This window comes from Algoriphagus sp. CAU 1675, from assembly GCF_029222925.1.
Taxonomy (GTDB): domain Bacteria; phylum Bacteroidota; class Bacteroidia; order Cytophagales; family Cyclobacteriaceae; genus Algoriphagus.
Genome location: NZ_JARHUI010000001.1, coordinates 506,949 through 532,231 on the forward strand (window position 1 = coordinate 506,949; position 25,283 = coordinate 532,231).

A 25,283-nucleotide genomic window follows, 5' to 3' on the forward strand; every position below is an offset into this window, starting at 1 on the left:
TAAAAATCACCCGCTCCTCGGGATTTGCAATCCCGAGGTATTAACGTAGGATTTCCAATCCGAAATACACTTAATTCAAAAGTAGCTAGCTCTATTTTACCTCTCTCTTTTCATAAAAATCATGGCCCTGATTCAGGTCTAGTTTTCTTCTTTTTTTGTAAATCCTTTGGATGTTAAACTAAAAGTCGGATTAAAAACCCTTCAATATTGCTTCGGAATTGCAAATTCCGAAGAGCAAAAGAGGTTCTAAGGTAGGAGTAGGATTTGTAATTCGAAATCCATTCAACCAAAAGGAACAAGGTCTAACTTTCCTTTCCTGACCCCATAAAAATCACCCGCACTACTCCAGATATATTCTTCTTCTTTATCTACAAAACCAGCTTTTACTGGGTTCTGATGGATATATTCAGCTTTATTGTCAAAAAAATCGACAGAATAAATCTCCTCTCCATGGTAGCCTTCCTCCCAAAACCATATTCTGTCTTCAATACTGAGTAATTTACAAATCCATTCTCTACGACTTTCTTTTGGATTGGTTTGAATTGCTTGGAAAATGCTTTTTGAGGTAAATTTTTTTAAGTCTCGAATTACATCACTCAGATTCTCTTCTTTTGCTCTCAAAATCAAATGACAGTGATTGGTCATCACAACCCAAGAAAAGATTTCTAACCCTTTTTGGTCTTGACAAAACTTTAGACCATCGATAAATTTTTCCCGGTAAATATCACGTGTGAAAACATCTACCCATTGGTGCACGGTAAAAGTCACAAAATGAACAGCACCTTGATCCTGAATTTGATAAGAAAAAGCCATTATGAAAATTAAAATTGACGGATTAAAAATCCTACCATACAGCTTCGGAATTACAAATTCCGAAGAGCCTTAAACTAATGCCTCTCCACCTCCCGCTACTCGGATTTACAATCCCGAGGTACTACCGTAGGATTTGCAATTCGAAACAAAAAAGCCTGTCTGACTAGTCAAACAGGCTTTTTTGTAAAATATTTCCGAATCAAATCTTCTCAAAAATCCTTCTAAAGCTGGTTGCCTCAGCGATTCTTCCATGCAAATCGGAGATAGCTACCCGCTCCTGCTCGGTAGTATCTCTGTGACGGATGGTGACCGTATTGTCTTCCAAAGTCTGATGGTCCACCGCAATACAGAAAGGAGTTCCGATCAAATCCTGACGAGTATAGCGCTTCCCGATAGAAGCAGCATCTTCATAGATGATGTTGAAATCATACTTAAGCAAATCCACGATTTCTTGGGCTTTTTCAGGCAGTCCGTCTTTCTTGGTCAAAGGCAAAATCGCAGCTTTCACCGGAGCTACCGCAGGATGGAATTTCAGATAGGTTCTGCTTTTCTCTTCCGTTGTTTCCTCGGTAAAGGCATTGCATAGGGTCAACAAGAACAGTCGGTCGGCACCGATGGAAGTCTCGATCACATAGGGAATGTAGTTTTGGTTCACTTCCGGATCGAAGTACTGCTGCTTTTTCTTGGAGTATTCCTGATGGGATTTCAGGTCAAAGTCTGTTCTGGAGTGGATTCCTTCCACTTCCTTGAATCCAAACGGGAATTCGTATTCTATATCCATGGCGGCATTGGCATAGTGAGCCAACTTCTCATGGTCATGCTTTCTCAGTTTGGCAGCTGGGGTTCCCAAAGCCAAATGCCAGTTCATCCGGGTTTCTGCCCATTGCTTGTACCAATCTAGCTCGGTGCCAGGACGCACGAAGAACTGCATTTCCATCTGTTCGAATTCACGCATACGGAAAATAAACTGGCGGGCTACGATCTCATTTCTGAAAGCCTTCCCGATTTGGGCAATTCCAAAAGGAACCTTCATTCGGGCTGTTTTCTGCACATTGAGGAAGTTGACAAAAATCCCCTGTGCCGTCTCAGGCCTCAAGTAAATGGTAGAAGCATCTTCGGCCACAGATCCAACTTGGGTGGAAAACATCAGGTTGAATTGACGTACATCGGTCCAATTGGAAGTGCCGCTGATCGGGCAGGTGATGCCAACATTGACGATCAGGTCACGAACTCCATCCAGGTCTTCCGCTTCCAGCAGTCTGGCCAAAGCTGCAGTCAGTTCCCTGGCCTCCTCTACTTTCCCTTCATTTTCCAATTTGGCAGCATGCTCTTCTACCAGCACGTCGGCACGGTAGCGCTTTTTGCTGTCCTTGTTGTCAATCATGGGATCATTGAAGGAATCCACGTGACCGGAAGCCTTCCAGGTGGTCGGGTGCATAAAAATCGCCGCATCGATCCCCACGATATTGGCATGCAGGCGGGTCATGGTTTCCCACCACAATCGCTTCAGGTTGTTTTTCAACTCTACCCCATAGGCCCCATAATCATAGACTGCCTGTAGGCCGTCGTAGATTTCCGAACTAGGGTACACAAACCCATACTCCTTGGCATGGGCAATTATATCTTTTAGTTGGGCGTTTTCCGCCGGAGTCGCTGTCTTTGCCATAGGGCGCAAAATTAAGGAAACAAATTGATATGAAAGGGTTTCTTAAAGTGCTTTAAGGCAAACAAAATGAAATCTACCCTACTGAATCTATCAATTATGGAAAACTTGGACTTGAATGATAGAAGTTCAAAAATTTTACAAAATAACCGAATAATAAAACTAAAGAATTTAATTTTCGTTGACTAGGCTACTGTTCAACTAATCCCATTTTATATGAAGAAATGTTTTCTATTCTTTTTGTCTTTTATGTTGTTGTCCTTCGGTGGATTTGCCCAGTTGGAAAAAGGAAATAAAGTCATTGGAGGATCAATTAATTTTTCCAGCCAAAGTTCTGAAGCATCAGGTCCTTTTGGAGTGTCCTATGACACGGAAAACAGAAACTTCGAATTAAGTCCGGATTTCGGGATTTTTATCATTGACAATTTGGTCCTGGGGTTGACCATCTCCTATTTCAACAGAAATTTTACCATGGATTATACAAACTATAAAGTTGAAAATCTAAGCTCTGGTTGGGGTGCTGGACCCTATATCAGAAAATATTTTCCTTTAGGAGAACAGTTTGCTTTTTTCGGACAGTTGGGCATCTCATTTTCCGGGTCAAGTGAGGAGTATAAAAATGAAAATATAGACACTCCATTTTCCCAAAAGTCGAAGTATAGTGTTTTCGGGGCCAAGACGGATGTTGGTTTTTCCTTCTTTCCCAAGAAGTGGATAAGTCTGAACCTGATGGTAAACCCATTAAATTTTACACAGACTATAAACAAGCCTGAAAACAATCCTGACAATTCCAGGTCGGTCAGCAATAATTTTAGTTTCAATGTTAATACCTCTTCCATTCTTTTGGGGGCTCACTTTTTTATATCTAAAAAATGAAGAAGATTCTAATTGTATTGATCCTGAATTTTGTTGGTGGATTTTCTGCCTTTAGCCAAATGCAGAAAGGAGCTTGGATGCTGAATGGTGAATTGGGACTTTCAAGAATTCGAAATTTGACAAAATCCAATGATCCGGGTTTTCAAACTATGAAATCTAACCCCGTAACAAGTTTTATACTGAATCCGGGTATCGGATATTTCGTTTCCGACAAAACGGTATTTGGAGTTCAAGGACTTCTGGGAAATACGTGGAAAAAAGACGATAGTGATGTCTCAAATTCACCTAATAGCTACAATGTTTTTTCCTTTGGAGGAGGTGTCTTTTTGAGGAATTATGTCCCTTCAGGAGAAAAAACAGCGTTTTTCTGGGAACTTGAATCTGATTATTCGAGAAGGAATTATGTTTGGAGATATAAGAACCCCAGTAGTAAAGAAGTTTCGGGCAGGGATAAATGCATTTCTGCAGGAATGAACTTAGGGCTTCAGTACTTGATCAGCAATCGAATTGGGGTTCATGTTTCAACTCCCATCTTGCAATACACCTCTAGACTAAAAGGGTATTCCAAAGATTTCGAAGGATTTCCCGAGGATTATTTTTCCATCCAATTTTTAAAATCCTTCAACCTAGGAGCATCTATTTTTCTTTAAACCCTAAGCCTCTGAAATTTAAATTCAGAGGCTTTTTTACGTAAAGAGAGTAGTGATTTCCTGTCCCATCACAGAGATAATTTCACAATGGTAACAAATCAGTAAACAAATTGATTTGGAGGGAGAAGCTATTCGGAATTGATGAGGGATTTCTGGAGAATTATCATTTGCATGAAAAATAAAAAAGCCCAAATCTCTCGACTTGGGCCATTCATAATTCAACATTTTCAATTCACCTATCTTAAGGATTTTCTTACATAAACCAAGAACTGACTTCCAAAACAAATGAGGGGATTCAGGAAATTCTGCTCAGAAGGGGGAATTAGATTAGTCAGTAATCACTAAATAGAATTCAATAAAACATTTAATCGCCCATCCATTTAGTTTGTCTCTTTTAAACAATATTAATGTTTCAGCATTGTTTTGTTTGTCAAAAATGTAAGCATAATCATTAATTATTATAGGCTCAGAAATTGACCTTGTAGGATAATACGACCTGGAATTATTTTTTTTTAAAAGATTTTGAGTTAACTCAACATTGGAAGGCAACCTATCTTGTTCAATTGTCTTTATGGAAATTCCACTTGCAGCAACTTTTAATTCTCCCACAATTTCTTGTAGCGAGGATTCTTCAAATGAACAAGGAATAGTATTTTGTTTAAACCTTAAATCAATTAATTCAATCCAGGACTTAAAATCAATGGTTTGATAATAAATAGTGAAATCTATTCCCCTATTGGAAAATAAAGACTCTATTACTTTGTACTGTTCCTCTGATAACCCATTATCAATCTCCTGAGCCTTGACTTTGGCGAAACAAAGACTAATAATAAGCATGGCAGTAATTTTTGAAAATATACTATTCATTACAATTTTCTTTAATGCCCTTAGCTAGACTATTGGCAGTAGCTTCATTTTCCAAAGTCGTAGCAATTGCATCCCAATCTCCATTTGGAATCAAAGGTACTATATCAGAAATGGGATCAGATGTCCCATTCTTTAGTAATCCACCAAACCCCATTTTATAATAGTAGTCAAATCCCAAATTTCCACTTGTTGGTCCAAAATTTTTGTCCCAATTATATAGTGATACAGCCATACCAAGAAGATATTGGCTCATCATTCCATGGTGTGCATCATTCACATTATTATTATGGCAAATATAATAATTATTTAGTTCTATGACAAATTCATAGTTTGTTTTGGATAAATACATAATGTAGGCATGAACCGTTTCATGAATTATTGTTCTTGCAATACTTAGTGATGTTGCATTTTCAATATAGGAATTGTCTAACTGAATTGTTATGTACCCTTCTGAATCTGGAGTAATTGTTCTTGCATTAGGCCGAGTTCCATTTGAATTCATTGGAAGGTTAACATCTTCAATATAATAATAGAATTTTCCTCCTTTCTTAAACAAATCAAGCATCCACGGAAAAATATCTAAACTACCTAAGCCAGTTAGGTCTGTTAGTTTGTTAGCCCCTTTACCTAGTTCTATAAAAATTATTTCAGCACATTCATTGTCTAACTGGTTAATAATAAATTCACTTGGTGCTGGAGCTGATGGTGGATTATAATCACATGACCCACATCCTGAACCAGATGGATCCAATTCTGAGCCATCATAATAATATGTTCCATCAACATAAACTGTTCCGGCGGTAGGAAACTCACCAGCAGCTCCAGTGCAAACAGTTTCGGTTATAGTTGTAGTATTAATTTCAATCCCGAAAGTTCCTTCGATAGGGGTGTAATACACCACCTCCCTAGTTATTTGATAACAATCACCTTGGGTCCTTGTATTTGGCAGGATATCTTTTCCATAAAATATCACTTTTCTTTCATCATTTGGTGAAAATTCAAACGTGACAAGATGATGTTCATCATAAGTTAATAGGTCAACTTTTCCTTCCCAAAATTCATTTATAGCATTATAGGAAATAGAATTAAAATCCATTTCTGAATTTCTATTATTTGGAAAATACCTTGCTATCAGAGGATCAAATCTATTATCTGTTAGATTTTTGATAAACATGATATTTTGGATAACAAAATCTGCTGGATTCCTATCAGGAAAACTGTCCAACATACTTTTTGGGAAGTATTTTGTGGCATTTTCCAAACTCACTTCAAAAACCTCTCTTCCATCCGGGAAAAAATAATGATGAAACTGGTCCCAATCGGGTTCTTTTTCGAAAAAGGGAAGGATTAGTTCCTGAGATTCAGTTCGGAAGTTAGAGCTTCTTTCAGGCAACCGAAGTTTGGTTTTGTTGGCCTCAAACCACTCCCGGACCTGGGCTAATTGGGGAGTTTCGGATAGCTCCAAAGAAGGAGCTTCAGGTTCTTCCACACAGGAGGTGAAAAGAAGAGTCATCGCAACTAACAGGCTGAAAATGCCAAAGTAGCCAGATCTAGCTATCTTTTTGAAATGGGGGGGGGGGTAAAAGAGTCGTTCATAATTTTAAACAATAGTTTTTGAATTAAAAGATTCTGTAAAATAGAAAACTAATTAATTAAAAAAAATCAATTACAGGGAGAATTTTAAAAAAAAGCCCAAATCTCTCGACTTGGGCCATTCTTAATTCTAAATTATCAATTCATCATTTCTTACTCTCCGCCACCGCATGGTGTGCAGCTCTCGCCGCAAAAGCCATATAGGTCAGCGATGGGTTCTGCGTAGAAGTGGAAGTCATGGATGCTCCATCGGTTACATAGACATTTGGTACGGCATGCAACTGATGATTGGCATTGAGCAGGGAAGTCTTAGGATCATTACCCATACGTACACCGCCCATTTCGTGGATGTCCAGACCTGCGGCCTGCTTGCTGTCGCTGGATCGGATATTGGTGAATCCGGCCTTGTCAAACATCTCGGTCATCTGCTCGATGTAGTCCTTGACCATTTTCTCATCATTGTCATCATAATCCACACTGATCCTGAGCTGAGGCATGCCCCATTCGTCTTTCAGGTTAGGATCCAAAGCCACATAATTGCTTTCCTTCGGAATGGTTTCCCCCATCATATGGGAACCCACATACCATGGTCCGTATTGGTCAGGATTAAGCAGGTTGTTTTTCAGATCCATGCCTATGCCTTCGGTATTGGGTCTCACTCCTCTACCGGCAGAGAATCCGGCTGCATATCCTCTCAGGAAGTCGGTTTCCTGCTTGTATACATTTCGGAATCTTGGAAAATATCCGCTGGTCGGTCTGCCTCCGGAAGTCGCGTATTCGGAGTAACCTTCGTATTCTGCCGAAACCCGAGCCCGGTAATTGTGGAATGCCACATATTTACCAAGCAAACCACTGTCATTGCCCAAACCATTCGGGAAACGGTTGGAGGTGGAATTCAACAAGACCAGGTTGGAATTCAGGGCAGCTGCATTCAGGAAGATCACATCTGCATAAAACTCCTCTGTTTCCTTGGTCAATCGGTCGATGATGCGTACACCGGTTGCTTTTCCTTTTTCCTCATCATAAATGATGGAATGTACAATCGCATCCGGTCTCATGGTCAGGTTTCCGGTTTTTAGAGCCCATGGAATAGTGGATGAATTGGAACTGAAATATCCCCCGAAAGGACAACCTCTCTGGCATAGATTTCGGTTTTGGCAGAGGGTTCTACCCTGTTGCGCATAGTAATCCGCATTTCCATGAATATGCGCACAACGGGAAGAGATCATGTGGCGATCATTACCATAGTGCTTTTTAAGTTGCTCCTGGAAATACTTCTCCACCACATTCAGTTCATAGCCCGGCAAAAACTCCCCATCAGGAAGATGAGCCAAGCCGTCCTTGTTTCCGGAAACCCCGGCAAATTTCTCCACATGGCTGTACCAAGGCGCGATATCCTTGTAGCGAATCGGCCAATCCACGGCAAATCCGTCTCGGGCAGGTCCTTCGAAGTCAAAGTCTGACCAGCGCTGTACCTGTCTTGCCCAAAGCAGGGATTTTCCCCCTACCTGATAGCCACGGATCCAGTCAAAAGGTTTCTCCTGCACATAAGGATGCTCAGTGTCCTTTACAAAAAAGTGCATGGCATCCTCCCGGAAAGCATAGCATCTGCTGACTACCGGATTTTCTTTTTTGATATCTTCAGGGATCTGTCCTCTATGCTCAAATTCGTAAGGGAGCATGTTGGTGGTAGGATAATCCTTGACGTGCTCCACGTTTCTCCCTCTTTCCAGCATCAGGGTTTTGACGCCCAAGTCGCAAAGCTCCTTGGCAGCCCAGCCACCGCTGATACCTGAACCGATCACAATCGCCTGATAGGTTCGCTCTTGTTTGCTTCGAATATTGAGATTAGCCATTTATTCTAGGTTTTTGTAGGTCTGAGATCAGGACAGCACCATTGTACTCGCCTGGAATGAGAGAATAGGGAATGATTTCGGTTTGGATGTATTCAGAGGCCATGTAGCCCTGGATGGTAAAGCGCTTGGTAGTATTCAGGAAATAGCTAAGCGCTTTGTTTTCTTCTCCTTCCAGTTTGGTTCCTGCAAGGATGAGTTCTTCTTTTTCCTTTGAGCTCAGGGCATCAAATTTTTTACCTGTAGCACTTTTCACATAGTTGGGAAATGCAGCCAGTCCCTGGGTGAAGAGTTCCTGATTGGAGGTATCCATGCAGTCATTGACCATGACCAGAATAAAATCCGGAACCTCAATATCCAGGGCTCCTTTGATTTCTCCGGCAGGAATTATGGTATCTGAGATTGATCCCAAAAGGGTTTTCTGAGAGGCAGTTACTTTCAGTTTTTCGTAGGCGGCAAGGATATCATCGCTGCTGAAATCACAGGAAGGGATCAAGGCAAGTCCCCCGGAGATCAGTGCAAGATGCCGCAGGGCGATCCGTCTGTTCATAGGTTGGTAAGATTGGGTTTAAAGCGATAAGGGCAAGAAAGTAGGAATTTTTTTCTCAAAAACCCACCTCTTAGCCCTAATCGGTATTTCTAATTGTATTATCGGGTCAAAACCCCGACTTCACCAAAGGTCGCAGGATTGTCATCGACAGTTTTCAAAGCTTTTAGGCGGATATATCTACCATTCTGTTTTTCGAATTGTACTCTTTGTTCGATGGGACTGTTGACGATATTATCGAATTCTCCCCGGCTGACTTCCTTCCAGGTCTTTCCATCCGTACTCAGTTCCAAACTGTACTCCTGGATAAATCCACTTGGATACCGGGCCTGCATGGGTAGGTAAGTCAATCCAGTAAGTTCAAGGGATTCTCCCAATTCTATGGTCAGGGAATTGTCAGTGGAGGTGAAATAGCTGTTTGGGTTTTCATCAAAGGCTTTTTCCCCATCTTTCTGAGAGGAGTTCCAAAGAGCCTTGGCAAGATCCAAATCCACTTGCAGGGTCTCACTTTTTTCTTTTTTGACTGGGTCGTAAGAAATGGCTTTTAAAGTTGCCGCTGCATCAATCGTGAATTCCTGGGAATAAATTGGGCTGGATGGGTCTGGCTCGGTCCCGTCCAGGGTATAGTAGACTTCCAAACCTTCATCCAAGGCTTTGAGGTTTACCTCCCCGGATTTTTTCCTGCCGAAAGCCGGAGGCAACAATAGCTTGGGAGCATTGTAAATCCCCAATTCCGAGATCAGGGGAATATTCTTCCCGTCAATGAAATTCACTCTGGCTTTTTCCGCAGTCACATCCGGGAATCTCAGGATTCTTTTGTAGCCAATGGTGGTTCCCTCGGCTATTTTCTTCCATTGGCCATCAGTTTCTATCTCAAGTTCGAAGGCTGTCACCCGCTGACCCAAGGGAGTATATTCCTGCAAAAGCAGACGGTTGAAAGTAACTCCCTTTCCAAAATCCAGTTCCAAAGAGGCTTGAACCTGAGCATCCGGTAGGGTCCAATAGGTTTCATAATCCCCATCAATTGCCAGTTCGGCTTCATAGCCTTTACCTCTCTCCAGATCTGCACTGATTCTTGCATCCAGAGCCAGGTTGTTTGCGAAATCCTCCCGGATTTTTGCGGCCATCTTTAGGATGGCTTCCTCGTCCTTTTCATGGATCAGTCCGCGGGTATCCACCGGGAAATTGATCAATAGGGAGGAGTTTCTCCCGATACTGTTGTAGTAAATCTCCATGAGTTGGGGAAGGCTTTTGACCTTGTGATCCTCATAGGCATGGTAATACCATCCCGGACGGATGCTGACATCCGATTCAGCAGGAACCCAATGAGTTCCGTTTTCCTGACCGGTAGCCCATTTTTCAGAAAATTCCGGCATTCCTGCATATACAGAATCCCGCATCAGGTTGGACCAGGTGGTTTCGTAGGCAAAACCATGTTCATTTCCTACCCAGCGTACGTCCGGACCGGCATCGCTGAATAGCATGGCATTGGGTTGTAAATCCCGAACCAGGGCATGGGTATTGGGCCAGTCGTAATAGGTCAGTTTATCGACTTTACGCTCTTCATTGGCACCGCCGTACCAGCCTGTTCCTCCATTGGCTCCGTCAAACCAGACCTCGAAGATATCCCCATAATTGCTCAGCAATTCGGTCAGTTGGTTTCTCATGTAGGTGATGTATTCCGGTTTGCCATAATCCGGATGGTTTCGGTCCCAAGGAGAATAGTACAAGCCAACTTTGAGCCCGTATTCTCTGCATGCATCTACAAATTCACGGATCAAATCCCCTTTTCCATCTCTCCAGGGGCTGTTTTTGACAGAGTGCTCGGTATAAGCCGAAGGCCAAAGCACGAAACCATCGTGATGTTTGGCGGTAATGATCAATCCTTTCATCCCGGCTTCTTTGGCAATCCGGGCCCATTGTCTGGCGTCCAGAGCGGTGGGATTAAACTGTTCCGGTTTTTCATCCCCAAATCCCCATTCCCGGTCTGAAAAAGTATTCATATTGAAATGAACGAAACCATAAAATTCTAGCTCCTGCCAAGCGATCTGTCTTGGATGGGGTACTGGCTCCACGGCTGTGGGTGGAGTGACTTTTTCCTGGCAAAAAGTAAGGAGTAAAAGTAGGGTAAGGAAGAGTGGATTTTTCATAAATCAATATTGAATCAGCAGTCTAAGAAATTTGGGGCGCAAAGGAAAACCCAAAATGATTTACTCCCCGAAATCCTATCTAAAGTGTCAATAAGCACAGAATCTCTGTCTGAAAGCCTTACTTTTGCGGGATGAAAAAGTTGCTCACCCTATTAACAGTACTCATAAGCCTCCATCTTCAAGCTCAGGTTCAGCTAAAGGTGATGGATGCCATTACACTCAAAGCCCTGGAAAATGTTCGGGTAAAAACTGCCCAACAGCCCATTTTCAGAACTGATGCAGAAGGAATGATCCTGCTGGAGCAGGAAGGAACCCTAAAGATTTCCTTTGCCTTGGAAGGCTATGAAAACCTTGAAAAAACCTTCCAGCCCGGAAATTATCAGGTGTTATTGATGCCTCAGACCTTGAACCTTTCTGCGGTTACAGTTTCTGCCTTTGAAACAGAACGCCCGGTTCTTGAACAGTCTGCATCCGTTGTTTTGGTCGGTGAGCAGGATTTCAATCGCTTTAATGAGACTTCCATCGTCTCCTCTTTTAATACCAAACCCGGAGTTCGGATCGAAGAACGGGCACCTGCCAGTTACAGGATCTCGATTCGGGGAAGTTCCCTACGTGCTCCATTTGGGGTTCGTAATGTCAAGGTTTATTGGAATGATGTGCCATTCACCTCTCCTGACGGAACCACCGCCCTGAATCTTCTGGACCTGTCCAATATCAAAACAGCCGAGGTGATCAAAGGCCCAAGCGGAAGTATTTATGGCGCTGGAAACGGTGGGGTCATCAATCTCTATAGCCGTGCCAATCCCGTGGGAGGAAAGATCAGCACGGATTACCTGGGAGGAAGTTTTGGTTTAAGCCGATACCGACTGGGCATTAGCCAGCAGGTTGGAGAAGGTGGTTTTGAGGCCTCCTATGTCAGCCAAAAATCCGATGGATATAGAGAGCATTCCGCTGTGGATAGAAAGGTTTTCCAGTTGGGGGGATATTTTCCGGTTTCCGAAAGGCAGGAAATCCGTACCCAGTTGTTGATCTCAGACCTCAACTACCAGATTCCCGGTGCTCTGAATGCCACTCAGTTGGAAGAAGAACCGAGACAGGCTCGTCCGGGGTCGGTAGATCAAAACAGCTCCATTTCCCAGCAGTCTGTCACCGCAACCTTTGGGCATGTGTATCGCTTCTCTGATAAAACGAGCAACACTACCACCCTTTACCTGAATACCAATGATTTCGAAAATCCATTCATTCTGGATTACAAAAAGGAATTGGGATTTGGTTTTGGAGGAAGAAGCAGATTTACCCTGGATACCGACCTGAATGGAAAGGCCCTTCGCCTCATAGCAGGTGGAGAATATCAAACCAGTTTCACGGATGCCCAGAATTTTGGCAACCGATCCGGAGTAGCCGATACGGTTCGTTTCGCGGATAAACTCCGGGCCACACAGGGATTTCTCTTCCAGCAGGCTGAGCTGAATGTTACCGAAACATTGCTCCTGACTTTAGGTTTGAGTGAAAACTTCTCCTCCTTTGAAATCGATCGTCAAATCGATGCAGCCGGAGGTCCTAGGGGATTGCAAACCCGTAAATTCGATCCGATTGTAGTTCCTAGAATTGGTTTGAATTACCAATTCAATGAATTCTCGGCAGTCTATGGTAGCATCAGCAGTGGATTCTCTCCTCCAACCATTGATGAGGTGAGAACCAATGAAGGTAGTCTCAATCTGGACTTGGAAGCTGAAAAAGGAGTGAATTACGAGGTAGGATACCGATTGGGCAAGGAACGCCTGAACCTGGATGTGACGGCTTTCAGTTTCCAACTGAAGGAGACGATCACGACCTATACCAATGAGCAGGGAGTGGTGCTTTTCCGCAATGCCGGCTCTACCAACCAAAGAGGAGTTGAGATGGCTCTGGACTATGCCTTGGTCAAAAACAGCGAAGGCTTTGTCCGAAACCTGAATATAGGAACAGCCTATTCCGGGCATTTCTTCAAGTTTGAGGATTATAAGAAGCGAGACAATGATTTCTCAGGAAACGACCTCACCGGTGTGTCTCCACATACTTTGGTAAGCCGTCTCGATCTGAAAACCACGCCGGGTCTCTATCTGAATTTCACCCACCAGTTTACCGATAAAATCCCGCTTAACGATGCCAATACGGTGTATCAGGATGCGTTTAACCTGGTCAATTTCCGATTGGGCTGGTTCAAAAACCTGAGCGATAAATGGGAAATCGAAGGATTTATGGGAGCAGACAATTTGTTTGATGAGAGCTATTCCCTTGGTAATGACTTGAATCCTTTTGGCGGGCGATATTACCAGCCTGCTCCGGGCCGTAACTGGTACGGAGGTGTGAAGCTTGCTTTCCTTTACTAAGATTTCAACAAAGAATTTTCAATCCCCTCTCGGTCAGTTCCGTAGGGTAAATGGTCAGGTCCCCGCAAAATCCAGCGAGGACCTGTCCTGTTTTTAGGTCAAAGCGATACCGGTGGAGTGGGCAGATCAACTCTTCCGAACCATGGAGGCTACCTTGAAGCAGGGAAGCACCCCGATGAGGACAGGAAGCTTCAAAGGCATAAATGGCATCTGCCGTTCTTAAAACCGCAATGCTTTCTTCTCCAGTAGGAAATTCAATGATTTTATTTTCAGGCAATAATCTGAGAGCTTCCTCTTTGGATTTGCCTAAATAATATTCTTTCATAGCAATTTTTGAAAGGCTAAAAGGGGAAATTCTACCAGTTGAATAGAAATGATTGGTTTTCCCGTTTTTGTTAATGAACTTTTAAAGGAAGTAAGAAAAACCATACAATCATGAAGAAATTCCTTTTGATTCCCTTGCTCTTGATTTTTGGCTTGGTACAGGCGCAAAGTCTGGAAGGTGCCTGGAAGATGACCCATCAAAACGGGCAGCCGGTTACCGATGTGGAGTATATCAAGATTTATCAGGATGGCTACTTTGCATTTGGGGCAAAGCAAGTTTCAGACAACCATTTTATCGGAGCAGGCGGAGGTCCTTTTTCTTTTGAAAATGGAGATTACGTAGAGACGTTGGATTTTTTCACACTGGATCCCTTTCAGGTAGGCACAGTCAACAAATACAAGCTGGACTGGGTGGATGGAAAAATCGTCATCTCCTCCGATATCCGCGGGACTATTTTGGTTGAAATCTGGGAAAAGGTTTCAGATGAAACCGATGATTTGACCGGCAACTGGGTGATCACAGGGAGAAAGCGCGGAGAGGAAATCTCCAGATCTACTCCCGGCGCCAGAAGAACCATCAAAATCTTGTCCGGTGGACGCTTTCAATGGGTGGCTTTCAATTCAGAGACCAAGGAATTTTCAGGATCGGGTGGAGGCACCTATACCGCCAAGGATGGAAAATACACCGAAAAGATCACTTTCTTCTCCCGGGATGACAGCAGAGTGGGGGCAAGTTTGAGCTTTGATTATGAGGTCAAAGACGGGGAGTGGCACCACAGTGGGCTGAGCTCAACAGGTAATCCCATCTATGAAATCTGGACGCCTTACGCTATTGGCTATCCCGGAGCAAAGAAATAAGACAAAAAAAAAGGAGCCCGAAAGGCTCCTTTTTTTATGCTTCTACTGCATATAATTCTTTCAGCTTTCTGACCACATAATCCACTTCATCAGTAGTATTGAATCGGCTAAAGGAGAAACGAACGGAATCTCTTTCCGGATTGTGGTTGAGTGCCCTTAAGACATGAGAACCTACGGTTGCACCAGAGCTGCAAGCAGAACCACCGGAAGCAGATATTCCTTCCAAGTCCAGGTTGAACAGCAACATCCCTCTGTTTGCTTCAGAAGGAGGAAGGCTCACATTCAATACGGTGTAAAGGGACTGGTCCAAATCGGCGGACATTCCGTTGAATTCCACACCGGGGATCTCCTGAGAAAGCCGCTCGATAAAGTGTTTTTTCAGTTGCTGGATATGGGACTGATGTCCGGCCATGTCTTCATAGGCCAGTTCCAGGGCTTTCGCAATTCCGATGATCCCGATTACGTTTTCGGTTCCGCCTCTCATGTTCCTTTCCTGGGCTCCTCCATGAATAAATGGATGGATTTTCTTGTCCTTTTTGACATACAGGAAGCCAGAGCCTTTCGGGCCATGGAATTTATGTCCCCCTGCTACAATGGAATCCACTGGTAGGTTTTTCAGATCATGCACATAATGTCCCATGGTCTGAACTGTATCGGAATGAAAGAATGCTCCGTATTCCCGGGCCAATCCTCCGATTCTTTCCAAATCATTGAGATTACCGATCTCATTGTTGGCATGCATCAGGGAAACCAGACTGTTTGGATTGGCCTTCAACAGCTCTTCCAACTGATTCAGGTCCAATTCTCCCTGCTCATTTACATCCAGAATGCTCAGTTTGATGCTTCCCTTTTTCTCACAAACTTCAAGCGTATGAAGCACTGCGTGATGCTCCAAAGGAGAGGTGATCGCATGGGTAATCCCATGGCTTTCCATTCCACAGACTAAGGCGGTATTATCCGCTTCTGTACCTCCTGAAGTAAAGAAGATCTCGGAAGGGGAGGCATTCAACAATTCAGCGACTTTTTTTCTGGCTCGTTCTATGGCAGTACGTACTTCTCTTCCGTGACTGTGTACCGAAGATGGATTGCCATAGTGATTTTTCATAAAAGGCAGCATGGCTTCGATCACCCGATCGTCCATCGCTGTAGTCGCCGCATTGTCAAAATAAACTTTCATTCTAATTGGATTTGGGTCGCTGGGTTAAAGGGATTCCGGATCAGATCATCGAGGAGCTTACCACTTCCTTGATGTCCTGCATGATTTTCTTTGCCAAATGCTCAGCAGTGGCCTCGGAATCAGATTCAGAATAAATCCGGATGATCGGTTCTGTATTGGATTTTCTTAAATGGATCCACTCTTTTTCAAATTCGATCTTCACGCCGTCAATGTCATTGATCGGGTGCTTTTTATACTTTTCCTTGATTTCTACGAGGATCTTGTCCACGTCGATATCAGGGGTCAGTTCTATCTTGTTTTTGGAAATGTAATAGTTTGGATAAGTTGCTCTCAATCTGGAAATAGACTTTCCGAACTTGGCTAGATGGGTCAGGAAGAGCCCGATACCCACCAATGCATCTCTACCGTAATGGGAGGCAGGATAGATGATGCCACCATTTCCTTCTCCACCGATGACTGCATCCACTGCTTTCATCTGGTTGACCACGTTTACTTCACCTACAGCCGACGCGGTATATTGTCCTCCTCTTTTTTCGGTCACGTCCCTAAGGGCTCGGGTTGAAGAAAGGTTGGAAACCGTATTCCCTGGAGTATGGGAAAGTACATAATCTGCGACTGCTACCAGAGTGTATTCCTCTCCAAAGGCAGATCCGTCCTCGTTTATAAAGGCCAGGCGGTCCACATCCGGATCCACGACAATACCCAGGTCAAATCCTCCCTTTTCCAGTTTCTGGGATATATCTCTCAAATTCTCTGGAAGGGGTTCCGGATTATGCGGGAAGTGTCCATCCGGGGTACAGTACATTTCCTCGATCACTTCCACACCCAGGGCCTGGAGCAATTTCGGAACTGCAATTCCTCCCGTGGAATTTACTGCATCCACCACGATTTTGAACTTGCGGGCTTTGATCGCTTCCACATCAACCAACTCAAGATCCAGCACATGCTGGATATGGCGGTCTATGTAATCATCGATTTGGGTATAGGAACCCAGTTTTTTTACTTCAGCAAAGGAAAAGTCCTCCTTTTCCGCTCTTTCCAACACATCCTTGCCTTCTGAATCGGAAATGAATTCTCCTTTGGCATTCAGGAGCTTCAGAGCATTCCACTGGATTGGGTTGTGACTGGCAGTTAGGATGATGCCTCCTCCGGCTTTTTCCAAAGGCACGGCAAATTCTACGGTAGGAGTGGTACTAAGTCCCAGATCGATCACGTTGATCCCCATTCCCTGAAGGGTAGCGGCAACCAATCTGGAGACCATGTCCCCGGAAATTCTTGCATCGCGGCCGATCACTACTTTGGGGTTTCCTGTTTTTTCGATCACCCAAGCACCATAAGCAGAGGCAAATTTTACTACATCAATTGGAGTGAGTCCATCCCCCGCTTTTCCTCCGATGGTACCTCTGATCCCAGAGATTGATTTAATTAGAGACACGAATTCTAATTGGTTTTGTGAAAAATTTTTAACTGAAAAAATCTTGCCAAGCCGGCAAGATTTGAGATTATTTGAATTTTGCTAGGACTTTGTCGACCTCATTGTCGGGATTGCCACAACTGCTGTTGGCATCCACTGTTTTTCCGCAATAACTGCAGGTTCCCCCATCTTTGTTCAGATAGGGATTTTGTGAGGCACAGGTACCTTTAAACTCCCCGTTTTTCACGAAAAGCAGCCTCACAGACATCAACACGAAGAACAAGGCCACAAAGCCCAGGGTAATCAATACAGTTGCCATAACGGATAAATTTGCGCAAATTTAAAGCTTTACTTTGAAACGTCCACAAATCAAGCTTAGTTTCCCTGACTATGTCCAATTTGAGTACCCGTGCCGAGCAGCTGGCGGCTTTTGATCGCTTATTGACCATCATGGATGAGCTTCGCGCCCAATGCCCCTGGGATAAAAAGCAAACTACCGAGAGTCTCCGCCACCTGACCATTGAGGAGACTTTTGAACTTTCGGATGCTATTTTGGAGGGAAATCCGGAGGAGATCAAAAAGGAACTGGGGGACATCCTCCTGCACATTGTTTTTTATGCCAAAATCGGTTCGGAGGAAGGAAACTTCGACATGGCCAGTCTGATCCATTCCCTTTGTGAAAAACTGATCCGAAGACATCCTCACATCTATGGAGATACGGAAGCAAAGGACGAAGAGACCGTCAAGCAGAACTGGGAAAAAATCAAGCTCAAGGAAAAAGGAAATGTATCCGTATTGGGAGGAGTGCCCAAATCCCTTCCGGCCCTGATCAAGGCGATGCGCATCCAGGAAAAAGCCCGGGGAGTGGGATTCGACTGGGAAGAAAAACATCAGGTCTGGGAAAAAGTGGAGGAGGAAATGCAGGAGTTCAAGGCGGAATTCAATGCCGCTGAGGAATCGGAAATTGATCAGGAAAAGGCCACAGCCGAATTTGGGGACCTGCTTTTTTCCCTGATCAATTACGCCAGATTCATCGATATCAATCCGGAAGAAGCGCTGGAGCGGACCAACCTGAAATTCATCAAGCGTTTCCAGTACCTGGAAAATGCAGCCCGGGAAGCTGGGAAAAACCTTTCCGATATGACCCTGGCTGAAATGGATGTGTATTGGAATGAAGCGAAGAAAAAGTAGGCAGTCCCCTATCGCGGACAGTTTGCCCTAGGCAGTGGAGCTTCGAAAAATTGGGTCTGGGGGCTAATTTCCACGGACTTTTGAATAACAAAAAAATCAATAAAAAGTAAGTAATTACCCATGGCAAATCAAATCATTTTCACGCCGGAGGCTCCGGCACCTATCGGTCCTTATTCCCAAGCGGTATTGGCAGGGAATACCCTTTACGTATCCGGACAAATCCCTTTGGATGCAGAGACTGGGGACTTGATCAACGAAAACATCACCGAGGAGACCCACGCGGTCATGAAAAATCTCGAAGCAGTTTTAAGAGCGGCGGGCTTTGGCTTTTCCGATGTGGTGAAATGCACCATTTTCATCAAATCCATGGATGAGTTTGCGACGATCAACGAGGCCTATGGGCAGTATTTCAAGTCCAATCCCCCAGCACGGGAAACGGTGGAGGTGAGCAAACTTCCCAAAAACGTCAACGTGGAGATTTCCTGTATCGCAGTCAAATAAAAACCTTGAACTTGCTTCCTTTCCATAGCGAAACCCTGGTCAGTGCACTATCCAAAGCCGAAGTCCTCGAGCAGCTGAACAAACAGACCCGAGAAGTGGATTTTCTCGACAAGAGAAGTCAATACGACCAAGCGGTCCTCTTCAACGGAATGGTGGGAAAGCACGGCTTTCGGATTTCCAAAGTGGTGCAAAAAGGAGACAGTTTCTTACCCTTGATCCTGGGAAAAGTCGAGGATACGGCAAGGGGTTCCATCCTCTTTTTGCAGTACAGGCTTTTCCCGGGAGCTTTGTTTTTCATTGTCTTTTGGTCCATAGTCCTACTGGCTTTTTCCGCTTTTTACTTTGCTGTGCTGCAGAATTTCCTCTTTGGAGGCATCTGTTTGGCAGTGGCAATAGTGAACTACCTTTTGGCGATTTTTTTCTTCAGACGCCAGGTCAAAATTTCCAGAAATGCCTTCCATCAACTTATCAACCTTCAAATGAAGGATTAAGGCCTTGCGCTTTAGGGAAAAAGGGCTTTTGGACTTAATTTAGCGTTCCGAAATTCAACTCAATAAATCCATATCTTATGAGCATTCGTATCGAAAAAGACACCATGGGACCTGTGGAGGTTCCTGCTGACAAATACTGGGGCGCACAAACCCAACGATCCATCAACAATTTCAAAATCGGTGGCGAAAAAAACCGCATGCCGATCGAGATCATCCGTGCTTTTGCCATCCTGAAAAAAGCCGCTGCCCAGACCAATGCCGAACTGGGCGTATTGGCTCAGGAAAAAGCAGATATCATCTCTACCGTATGCGATGAGATCCTGGCGGGCAAACTGGACGACCAATTCCCCTTGGTGATCTGGCAGACCGGTTCCGGTACCCAGTCCAACATGAACACCAATGAGGTGATCGCTTACAGAGCACATGTACTGATGGGCGGTTCTTTGGAAGATGCCAAAAAATCCATCCACCCGAATGACGATGTCAACAAGTCCCAGTCTTCCAATGACACCTATCCTACGGCCATGCACATCGCAGCCTACAAGATGGTCGTGGAAACCACCATTCCTGGGGTTCAGAAGCTGAGAGATACTTTGGCGGCAAAAGCTGAAGCCTTCAAAAACGTGGTGAAAATCGGTAGAACCCACTTTATGGATGCGACTCCACTTACCTTGGGTCAGGAGTTCAGCGGCTATGTGGCCCAGTTGGATCATGGACTGAAGGCCTTGAAAAATACCTTGAGTCACCTATCTGAACTGGCCTTGGGCGGTACAGCAGTAGGTACCGGTCTGAACACCCCGCAGGGCTATGCGGAATTGGTAGCGAAGAAAATCGCCGAACTTTCCGGTCAGCCTTTTATCACTGCCCCTAACAAATTCGAAGCTTTGGCGGCACATGATGGCATGGTAGAGACCCACGGAGCCTTGAAGCAATTGGCTGTTTCCCTGATGAAGATCGCCAATGACATCCGCATGCTTTCCTCAGGTCCGCGTTCCGGTATCGGCGAAATCCTGATTCCTGAAAACGAGCCGGGTTCTTCCATCATGCCGGGCAAGGTCAACCCAACCCAAGTAGAAGCCATGACCATGGTTGCTGCCCAGGTGATGGGCAATGACGTGGCCATCTCCATCGGCGGATCGAATGGACATTTTGAACTGAACGTTTTCAAGCCTTTGATTGCGGCCAACTTCCTGCAGTCTGCCCGCCTGATCGGGGATGCCTGTGTGTCCTTCAATGACAACTGTGCGGTCGGCATCGAACCGAACACGCCGATGATCCAGCGTCACCTGGAAAACTCCCTGATGCTGGTCACTGCCCTAAATACCCATATCGGTTATGAAAATGCGGCAGCTATCGCCAAAAAAGCACATAAAGAAGGTACCAGCCTTCGTGAAGCTGCCATCGCCTTGGGCCTACTCACCTCCGAGCAATTCGACGAGTGGGTGAAGCCAGAGGATATGATCGGGAGCTTGAAGTAATTTCGGTCCATAGACCACAGTCAACAAAGCCTTCCCAGCAATGGGGAGGCTTTTATTATTAAGGCATACAGATAATAAGTGACTAAAACAGGAAAAATATGTGCTTTTATTATTGTGTTTTTAGGTAAAGTTTTCTTTTTTAAGGAATTCATTTTTAGCCATGATTTTTTCGGCCTGTTTTTAGCGGGATGAAAGGTGCTAAAAATCTGCTGGGGGAAGTTTTTTGGAAATGGGGAAAAATAAAAGACAGAAAATACAATCTGAAAGAATAATTAGTTACAACATATATCACTTTAAAAGGCTTGCTCTCATCGTTTGCTAAATGTGATATCATTAAATAAATAGTAGAGTGTTAGAATTGAATGATATAGCAAAACCAATTTTGAGATGGGCTGGCGGGAAATCTTGGCTACTAAAACATCTTAATGAAATTCTCCCAGAAAAGGGATTTAACAACTACCACGAGCCTTTTCTTGGAGGAGCATCAATATTTTTGGCTTTGAATCCAAGGTTTTCTTTTTTATCAGACTTGAATGTGGAACTCATTGAGACATATGAGACACTTCGTGATTTTCCGGAACAAGTGATTTCAAGCTTGTCTAAACATATAAACGAGGAGGATTATTATTATTTTCTACGAGATTTTGAACCGCCAAATCAAATAGAAAGAGCTTCAAAATTCATTTTCTTGAACCAAACATCTTACAATGGGATATATCGTGTCAACTTGAAAGGAAAATATAATGTCCCTTATGGTCATCGATCAAAAAAAATTCTTGAGCCTGATAAATTAATTTCAGTAAGTAAACGCTTACAGGCAGTTAAATTTCAAAAAGGTGATTTCTCAATTGTTCTGGAAAATGTTAAAAAAAATGATCTTGTTTTTCTTGACCCTCCATATACTGTCTCTCATAATAACAATGGTTTTATAAAATACAACCATAAACTTTTTTCCCTTGATGATCAAATTCGGCTTAGCATGGTCATTGATGAAATAAAGATTCGGGGAGCATACTATATTTTAACAAATGCAGCACACGAAAGGATCAGGGATATTTTTGATAAAGGTGATACCCTATTAAAAAAGAGCAGGGCAAATCTAATTGGAGGTTCTCAAGCTCAAAGGGGAACTACTGAAGAGTATATTTTTACTAATACCTTATAACCTATTTTATGACAGAAGATCAAAAGGAAAAATTTTGGAGTTCTCTAGTTAACTCGAAAAATATAAGCTCTACCCTCCAAAGGAGAAAAAAAACAGATTTATATGAAAGCATTTTCCCTGAATCGCTTGATCGGTATAAAATTGAAGGTTGGGAAATTGATAGAGAGTTTAAAACAAAAGTCCGGATAAAAAAGCCAAAATCATTTGATATGGCTTTTGAGGACATGGTTTGGTCAACTTTCGCAAACCTTGGATTTGATTTAATGAATAAGGATAGGAATTTCAGGATGCCTTATTCTGATGATTTTACATTAACCCAACAAATAGATGTGTTTGCGGCTGATCAAGAAACAATAATTTTTGTGGAGTGTAAAGCCTGCGAAGGAGAACCAAAAAAAGGGAACTTTAAAGAGGTTATTGAGGCAATTGGCGGTAAAAAGGATGGTATTCATAAGGCAATTCGGATGCTTTTCCCAAATCACAAATTCAAAGTGAAATTTATTCTCGCAACAAACAATTATTACCTCTCAATGCCAGATATTGAAAGGCTTGAAAATTTTGGGATTTTACATTTCGATGAGGAGACTATTCAGTACTATCAAGATCTCACCAAGCACTTAGGTGTATCAGCAAGGTTTCAATTATTGGGGAATCTTTTTGAAGGTCAGGAAATACCAGAGATTCAAAATCAGATTCCCGCCATTGAAGGTAAAATGGGCGGACATACATATTATTCTTTTTCTATCGAACCTGAAAAGCTTTTAAAAATAGGTTATGTCCTACATAGAAATAAGGCTAATAAAAAACTGATGCCGACCTATCAACGCCTCATTAAGAGAACTAGGTTAAATTCAGTACAAGGTTTTGTCGAGGGAGGTGGTTTCTTTCCAAATTCAATTATAGTAAATTTATTGACGGAAGGGAAAAAAATTCGATTTGAGAGAGCAAATACACAAGTGATTGATGCCATCTCTCGGATTGGGATTCTTTTCTTGCCAAAGAAATATAGATCAGCTTTTATAATTGATGGGCAACATCGGCTTTATGGATACGCAAATTCTGAGTATCAAAAAACTAATTCAATACCTGTTGTCGCCTTTGTTAATCTTGACCGAAAAGATCAAGTTCGTTTATTCATGCAAATAAATGAGAATCAGAAACCTGTCCCTAAAAATCTAAGAAACACTTTAAACTCCGATTTACTTTGGGATTCTGATAATCTATCCGATCAAATAAAAGCATTAAAACTTACTATTGCTCAAGAACTTGGAGAAGATAAATCTTCGGCACTTTATGATAAAGTAATTGTTGGGGAGAATCCAAAAACAAGTACACGTTGTATAACAATTGACACAATTAAAATTGGGCTAGACAGAAGTAATTTTTTTGGACAGTTTGGCAAAACGTCAATTAAGGAAGATGGTACTTTTTATAAGGGGAACAATGATGAGACTTATGATATTTTGTTTCCTTTTTTAAAGGATTGTTTTCAATACATAAAAGAGTGTCTCCCTGAGGAATGGCAAAAAGGTGAAAAGGATGATGGTTTTTTATCTATAAATGCTGGAATAGAAAACCTTATAAGAGTATTCAATGATATCATTGATCATTTAACTTTTACTGGAAAAATAAAACCAAAATCAGATTCTCTTGACTTTATTCTTTCAGAAGTAAAATATTATTTGGACCCATTAATTGATTACTTCAGAAGTTTATCACCTGAGCAGAAAATAGACCTAAGAAAAAGCTATGGAACAGGGGGTAGAGTTAGATATTGGCGAATTCTTCAAAAAGCAATTAGCGATTCAAGAAAAGATTTTTCACCTAAAGGGTTGACTAAATATTGGAATGATGAGGCAAAAGCTTTTAATGAAGAATCGTTCAAAATGATTCGCGATTTAGAGACACATATGAAGTCGGATTTTAGAAAACAGTTAAAAGTACATCACGGAGATAATTGGTTTAAGGTCGGATTACCTAAAAACGTTTATGATGAATCAATCAAGAGAGCAGCCGACAAAAATTATGAAGCTAAAACAAAATCTGAAGAGGTTGAGCCTTGGGATTGTTTGAACATCATAGATTATCGTAAAATAGCAACTTACGGAAGAAACTGGAGTGAAATTTTTGAAAAATATTATACTAAACCTGGGGAAGAGAAGATTAGTGGAGGAAAAGAGGCTAAAACAGCATGGATGCAAAAACTTGAAAGAATTAGAAATCAAAACGTGCATTCATATAGTGTAAAAGAAGATGAATATGAATTTCTAATTGAGCTTAACGAATGGCTAATAGAGAAAAAAATTGAAACCGATTTGGGATGAAATTATATAGTCCTCGTCCAGGCGTGGATTCAACCTTAGCCCCCCTCCCAGGGAGTAGAATTTAAGTTGAAACTAGGCCTAGATTGCATCCACAGCTTTTCTATTCCCCCACTAGGCTTTTTTTTCACCCCACCTAGGCGTAGTTTGAAAAACAACCCGCTGTTCGGGATTTCCAATCCCGAAACCCCATCTGGGAGTAGATTTTAAGTTAAAACTAACTCTAATCCCGACCGCTGTGCGGGAGCATTTACACTTTTCTATTTCATTTATTCCAAAGGGCCCAAGGGGGTACTTCCCAAGTGGGGGAGGGTACTTCGGAAGTACTCCTCCCCACTTCCGAAGCCCTCGCGTGAACCTTTTTACTCCTCTCTTGAACCTCTGAGGTCCTCGCTTGCACCTTTTTGGCGAACGGTCGGACCTTTTTGCTCAATCAGTTCGACTTTTTGGCGAATTAGTTCGTCTTTTTACTCAGTGAGTTTACCTTTTTGGTGAATTAGTTCTATTTTTTGCTGAAAGCGTTCACCTTTTTGGTCAATTAGTTCAGCTTTTTGGTGAACCAGTTCGACTAGTTGCCGAAATCTTGTCAGGTTTTGCTCAGTGAGTTCGCCTCTTTTGAAAACGCTTTCGCCTATTTGCCGAATTAGTTTACCGATTAAAGAAATTAGTTTGTCTGAAAGATGAACTGTTTCGCCTTTTTGCTGAATTAGTTTACAGAAAAAGGAAACTGGTTTGCCTCAGAGATGAACTGTTTCGTCTTTTTGCCAAGCGATTTCAGCTTTTTGGCGAGTATTTGTCAGGTTTTGCTCAGTGAGTTCACCTTTTTAGTTCAAATCTGTTTTCCTGACTAGGTGTAATCCCAACAATTTTACAGGGACATCTACTTAACTGTTAGCGATTATAAACGGGGGTGAAAAGGAATTAGAATCGAACCCTTTCTTCCTTTGAAACAGGAATGGTCCGAAGACCATTCCAGCCT

21 protein-coding genes are annotated in these 25,283 nt (G+C 42.8%); 10 read left to right on the top strand and 11 right to left on the bottom strand.

The window, feature by feature from the left end:
- Positions 1–282 precede the first annotated feature (282 nt).
- Both P2G54_RS02295 and P2G54_RS02300 read right to left on the bottom strand, forming a co-directional pair.
- Positions 283–813, bottom strand: coding sequence for a transposase (locus P2G54_RS02295; protein ID WP_275867781.1), 531 nt, complete (start codon positions 811–813; stop codon positions 283–285).
- A gap of 199 nt (positions 814–1,012) precedes the next feature.
- Positions 1,013–2,479 (bottom strand): glycine--tRNA ligase, encoded by a 1,467-nt coding sequence (locus P2G54_RS02300; protein WP_275867783.1) that lies wholly within the window; start codon positions 2,477–2,479, stop codon positions 1,013–1,015.
- 213 nt (positions 2,480–2,692) lie between these two features.
- Here P2G54_RS02300 and P2G54_RS02305 point away from each other — a divergent pair, with 213 nt between their 5' ends.
- Both P2G54_RS02305 and P2G54_RS02310 read left to right on the top strand, forming a co-directional pair.
- On the top strand, positions 2,693–3,352 hold the full coding sequence (locus P2G54_RS02305; protein WP_275867785.1) for a hypothetical protein: 660 nt from the start codon (positions 2,693–2,695) through the stop codon (positions 3,350–3,352).
- Positions 3,349–4,002, top strand: coding sequence for a hypothetical protein (locus tag P2G54_RS02310; RefSeq protein ID WP_275867787.1), 654 nt, complete (start codon positions 3,349–3,351; stop codon positions 4,000–4,002). Before P2G54_RS02305 ends, P2G54_RS02310 begins: the two co-directional genes overlap by 4 nt.
- A gap of 327 nt (positions 4,003–4,329) precedes the next feature.
- On the opposite strand, the gene P2G54_RS02315 is transcribed toward P2G54_RS02310, so the two are convergent.
- From P2G54_RS02315 to P2G54_RS02335, 5 genes are all read right to left on the bottom strand, one after another.
- On the bottom strand, positions 4,330–4,869 hold the full coding sequence (locus P2G54_RS02315; protein WP_275867789.1) for a hypothetical protein: 540 nt from the start codon (positions 4,867–4,869) through the stop codon (positions 4,330–4,332).
- Positions 4,862–6,262, bottom strand: coding sequence for a hypothetical protein (locus P2G54_RS02320; protein WP_275867790.1), 1,401 nt, complete (start codon positions 6,260–6,262; stop codon positions 4,862–4,864). Before P2G54_RS02320 ends, P2G54_RS02315 begins: the two co-directional genes overlap by 8 nt.
- A gap of 346 nt (positions 6,263–6,608) precedes the next feature.
- Positions 6,609–8,318: a GMC family oxidoreductase gene (locus P2G54_RS02325; protein WP_275867792.1), complete on the bottom strand. Its 1,710-nt coding sequence runs from the start codon at positions 8,316–8,318 to the stop codon at positions 6,609–6,611.
- A complete protein-coding gene (locus tag P2G54_RS02330; RefSeq protein ID WP_275867794.1) occupies positions 8,311–8,865 on the bottom strand; it encodes a gluconate 2-dehydrogenase subunit 3 family protein in 555 nt (184 codons plus the stop codon). Before P2G54_RS02330 ends, P2G54_RS02325 begins: the two co-directional genes overlap by 8 nt.
- A gap of 98 nt (positions 8,866–8,963) precedes the next feature.
- Positions 8,964–11,012 carry an alpha-L-fucosidase gene (locus P2G54_RS02335; RefSeq protein WP_275867796.1) on the bottom strand — a complete coding sequence of 683 codons (2,049 nt, stop codon included), beginning with the start codon at positions 11,010–11,012 and terminating at the stop codon, positions 8,964–8,966.
- 131 nt (positions 11,013–11,143) lie between these two features.
- On the opposite strand from P2G54_RS02335, the gene P2G54_RS02340 reads away from it, so the two are divergent.
- On the top strand, positions 11,144–13,384 hold the full coding sequence (locus tag P2G54_RS02340) for a TonB-dependent receptor (RefSeq protein WP_275867797.1): 2,241 nt from the start codon (positions 11,144–11,146) through the stop codon (positions 13,382–13,384).
- A 4-nt stretch (positions 13,385–13,388) separates the two neighbouring features.
- Here the strand turns inward: P2G54_RS02340 and P2G54_RS02345 are convergent, their stop codons facing one another.
- Positions 13,389–13,709, bottom strand: coding sequence for a Rieske (2Fe-2S) protein (locus P2G54_RS02345; RefSeq protein WP_275867799.1), 321 nt, complete (start codon positions 13,707–13,709; stop codon positions 13,389–13,391).
- Between the two features lie 110 nt (positions 13,710–13,819).
- Here P2G54_RS02345 and P2G54_RS02350 point away from each other — a divergent pair, with 110 nt between their 5' ends.
- Entirely contained in the window at positions 13,820–14,566 is a 747-nt protein-coding gene (locus P2G54_RS02350; RefSeq protein ID WP_275867801.1) for a hypothetical protein, read from the top strand.
- A gap of 34 nt (positions 14,567–14,600) precedes the next feature.
- Here the strand turns inward: P2G54_RS02350 and P2G54_RS02355 are convergent, their stop codons facing one another.
- The 3 genes from P2G54_RS02355 to P2G54_RS02365 all read right to left on the bottom strand — a co-directional run bounded on the left by P2G54_RS02355 (position 14,601) and on the right by P2G54_RS02365 (position 17,476).
- Positions 14,601–15,743 carry a cysteine desulfurase family protein gene (locus tag P2G54_RS02355; protein WP_275867804.1) on the bottom strand — a complete coding sequence of 381 codons (1,143 nt, stop codon included), beginning with the start codon at positions 15,741–15,743 and terminating at the stop codon, positions 14,601–14,603.
- Positions 15,744–15,783: 40 nt separating this feature from the next.
- Positions 15,784–17,178, bottom strand: a complete 1,395-nt coding sequence (gene glmM / locus P2G54_RS02360) for a phosphoglucosamine mutase (protein ID WP_275867806.1) — start codon at positions 17,176–17,178, stop codon at positions 15,784–15,786.
- A gap of 67 nt (positions 17,179–17,245) precedes the next feature.
- Complete coding sequence (locus P2G54_RS02365; RefSeq protein ID WP_275867808.1) at positions 17,246–17,476, bottom strand: hypothetical protein; 231 nt, start codon at positions 17,474–17,476, stop codon at positions 17,246–17,248.
- A gap of 71 nt (positions 17,477–17,547) precedes the next feature.
- Here P2G54_RS02365 and mazG point away from each other — a divergent pair, with 71 nt between their 5' ends.
- The 6 genes from mazG to P2G54_RS02395 all read left to right on the top strand — a co-directional run bounded on the left by mazG (position 17,548) and on the right by P2G54_RS02395 (position 24,307).
- Positions 17,548–18,348, top strand: coding sequence for a nucleoside triphosphate pyrophosphohydrolase (mazG, locus tag P2G54_RS02370; RefSeq protein WP_275867810.1), 801 nt, complete (start codon positions 17,548–17,550; stop codon positions 18,346–18,348).
- A 120-nt stretch (positions 18,349–18,468) separates the two neighbouring features.
- Positions 18,469–18,849: a RidA family protein gene (locus P2G54_RS02375; protein ID WP_275867812.1), complete on the top strand. Its 381-nt coding sequence runs from the start codon at positions 18,469–18,471 to the stop codon at positions 18,847–18,849.
- A 5-nt stretch (positions 18,850–18,854) separates the two neighbouring features.
- Positions 18,855–19,340 (top strand): hypothetical protein, encoded by a 486-nt coding sequence (locus tag P2G54_RS02380; protein WP_275867814.1) that lies wholly within the window; start codon positions 18,855–18,857, stop codon positions 19,338–19,340.
- A gap of 77 nt (positions 19,341–19,417) precedes the next feature.
- Entirely contained in the window at positions 19,418–20,818 is a 1,401-nt protein-coding gene (gene fumC / locus P2G54_RS02385) for a class II fumarate hydratase (RefSeq protein WP_275867816.1), read from the top strand.
- 349 nt (positions 20,819–21,167) lie between these two features.
- Positions 21,168–21,983, top strand: a complete 816-nt coding sequence (locus P2G54_RS02390) for a Dam family site-specific DNA-(adenine-N6)-methyltransferase (RefSeq protein ID WP_275867818.1) — start codon at positions 21,168–21,170, stop codon at positions 21,981–21,983.
- 8 nt (positions 21,984–21,991) lie between these two features.
- Positions 21,992–24,307: a DGQHR domain-containing protein gene (locus P2G54_RS02395; RefSeq protein WP_275867821.1), complete on the top strand. Its 2,316-nt coding sequence runs from the start codon at positions 21,992–21,994 to the stop codon at positions 24,305–24,307.
- Positions 24,308–25,283 lie beyond the last annotated feature (976 nt).

Coding starts and splice junctions, on each gene's coding strand:
- P2G54_RS02295 (WP_275867781.1), bottom strand. CDS start 813: ATGGCTTTTTCTTATCAAATTCAGGATCAAGGTGCTGTTCATTTTGTG.
- P2G54_RS02300 (WP_275867783.1), bottom strand. CDS start 2,479: ATGGCAAAGACAGCGACTCCGGCGGAAAACGCCCAACTAAAAGATATA.
- P2G54_RS02305 (WP_275867785.1), top strand. CDS start 2,693: ATGAAGAAATGTTTTCTATTCTTTTTGTCTTTTATGTTGTTGTCCTTC.
- P2G54_RS02310 (WP_275867787.1), top strand. CDS start 3,349: ATGAAGAAGATTCTAATTGTATTGATCCTGAATTTTGTTGGTGGATTT.
- P2G54_RS02315 (WP_275867789.1), bottom strand. CDS start 4,869: ATGAATAGTATATTTTCAAAAATTACTGCCATGCTTATTATTAGTCTT.
- P2G54_RS02325 (WP_275867792.1), bottom strand. CDS start 8,318: ATGGCTAATCTCAATATTCGAAGCAAACAAGAGCGAACCTATCAGGCG.
- P2G54_RS02330 (WP_275867794.1), bottom strand. CDS start 8,865: ATGAACAGACGGATCGCCCTGCGGCATCTTGCACTGATCTCCGGGGGA.
- P2G54_RS02335 (WP_275867796.1), bottom strand. CDS start 11,012: ATGAAAAATCCACTCTTCCTTACCCTACTTTTACTCCTTACTTTTTGC.
- P2G54_RS02340 (WP_275867797.1), top strand. CDS start 11,144: ATGAAAAAGTTGCTCACCCTATTAACAGTACTCATAAGCCTCCATCTT.
- P2G54_RS02345 (WP_275867799.1), bottom strand. CDS start 13,709: ATGAAAGAATATTATTTAGGCAAATCCAAAGAGGAAGCTCTCAGATTA.
- P2G54_RS02350 (WP_275867801.1), top strand. CDS start 13,820: ATGAAGAAATTCCTTTTGATTCCCTTGCTCTTGATTTTTGGCTTGGTA.
- P2G54_RS02355 (WP_275867804.1), bottom strand. CDS start 15,743: ATGAAAGTTTATTTTGACAATGCGGCGACTACAGCGATGGACGATCGG.
- P2G54_RS02365 (WP_275867808.1), bottom strand. CDS start 17,476: ATGGCAACTGTATTGATTACCCTGGGCTTTGTGGCCTTGTTCTTCGTG.
- mazG (WP_275867810.1), top strand. CDS start 17,548: ATGTCCAATTTGAGTACCCGTGCCGAGCAGCTGGCGGCTTTTGATCGC.
- P2G54_RS02375 (WP_275867812.1), top strand. CDS start 18,469: ATGGCAAATCAAATCATTTTCACGCCGGAGGCTCCGGCACCTATCGGT.
- fumC (WP_275867816.1), top strand. CDS start 19,418: ATGAGCATTCGTATCGAAAAAGACACCATGGGACCTGTGGAGGTTCCT.
- P2G54_RS02395 (WP_275867821.1), top strand. CDS start 21,992: ATGACAGAAGATCAAAAGGAAAAATTTTGGAGTTCTCTAGTTAACTCG.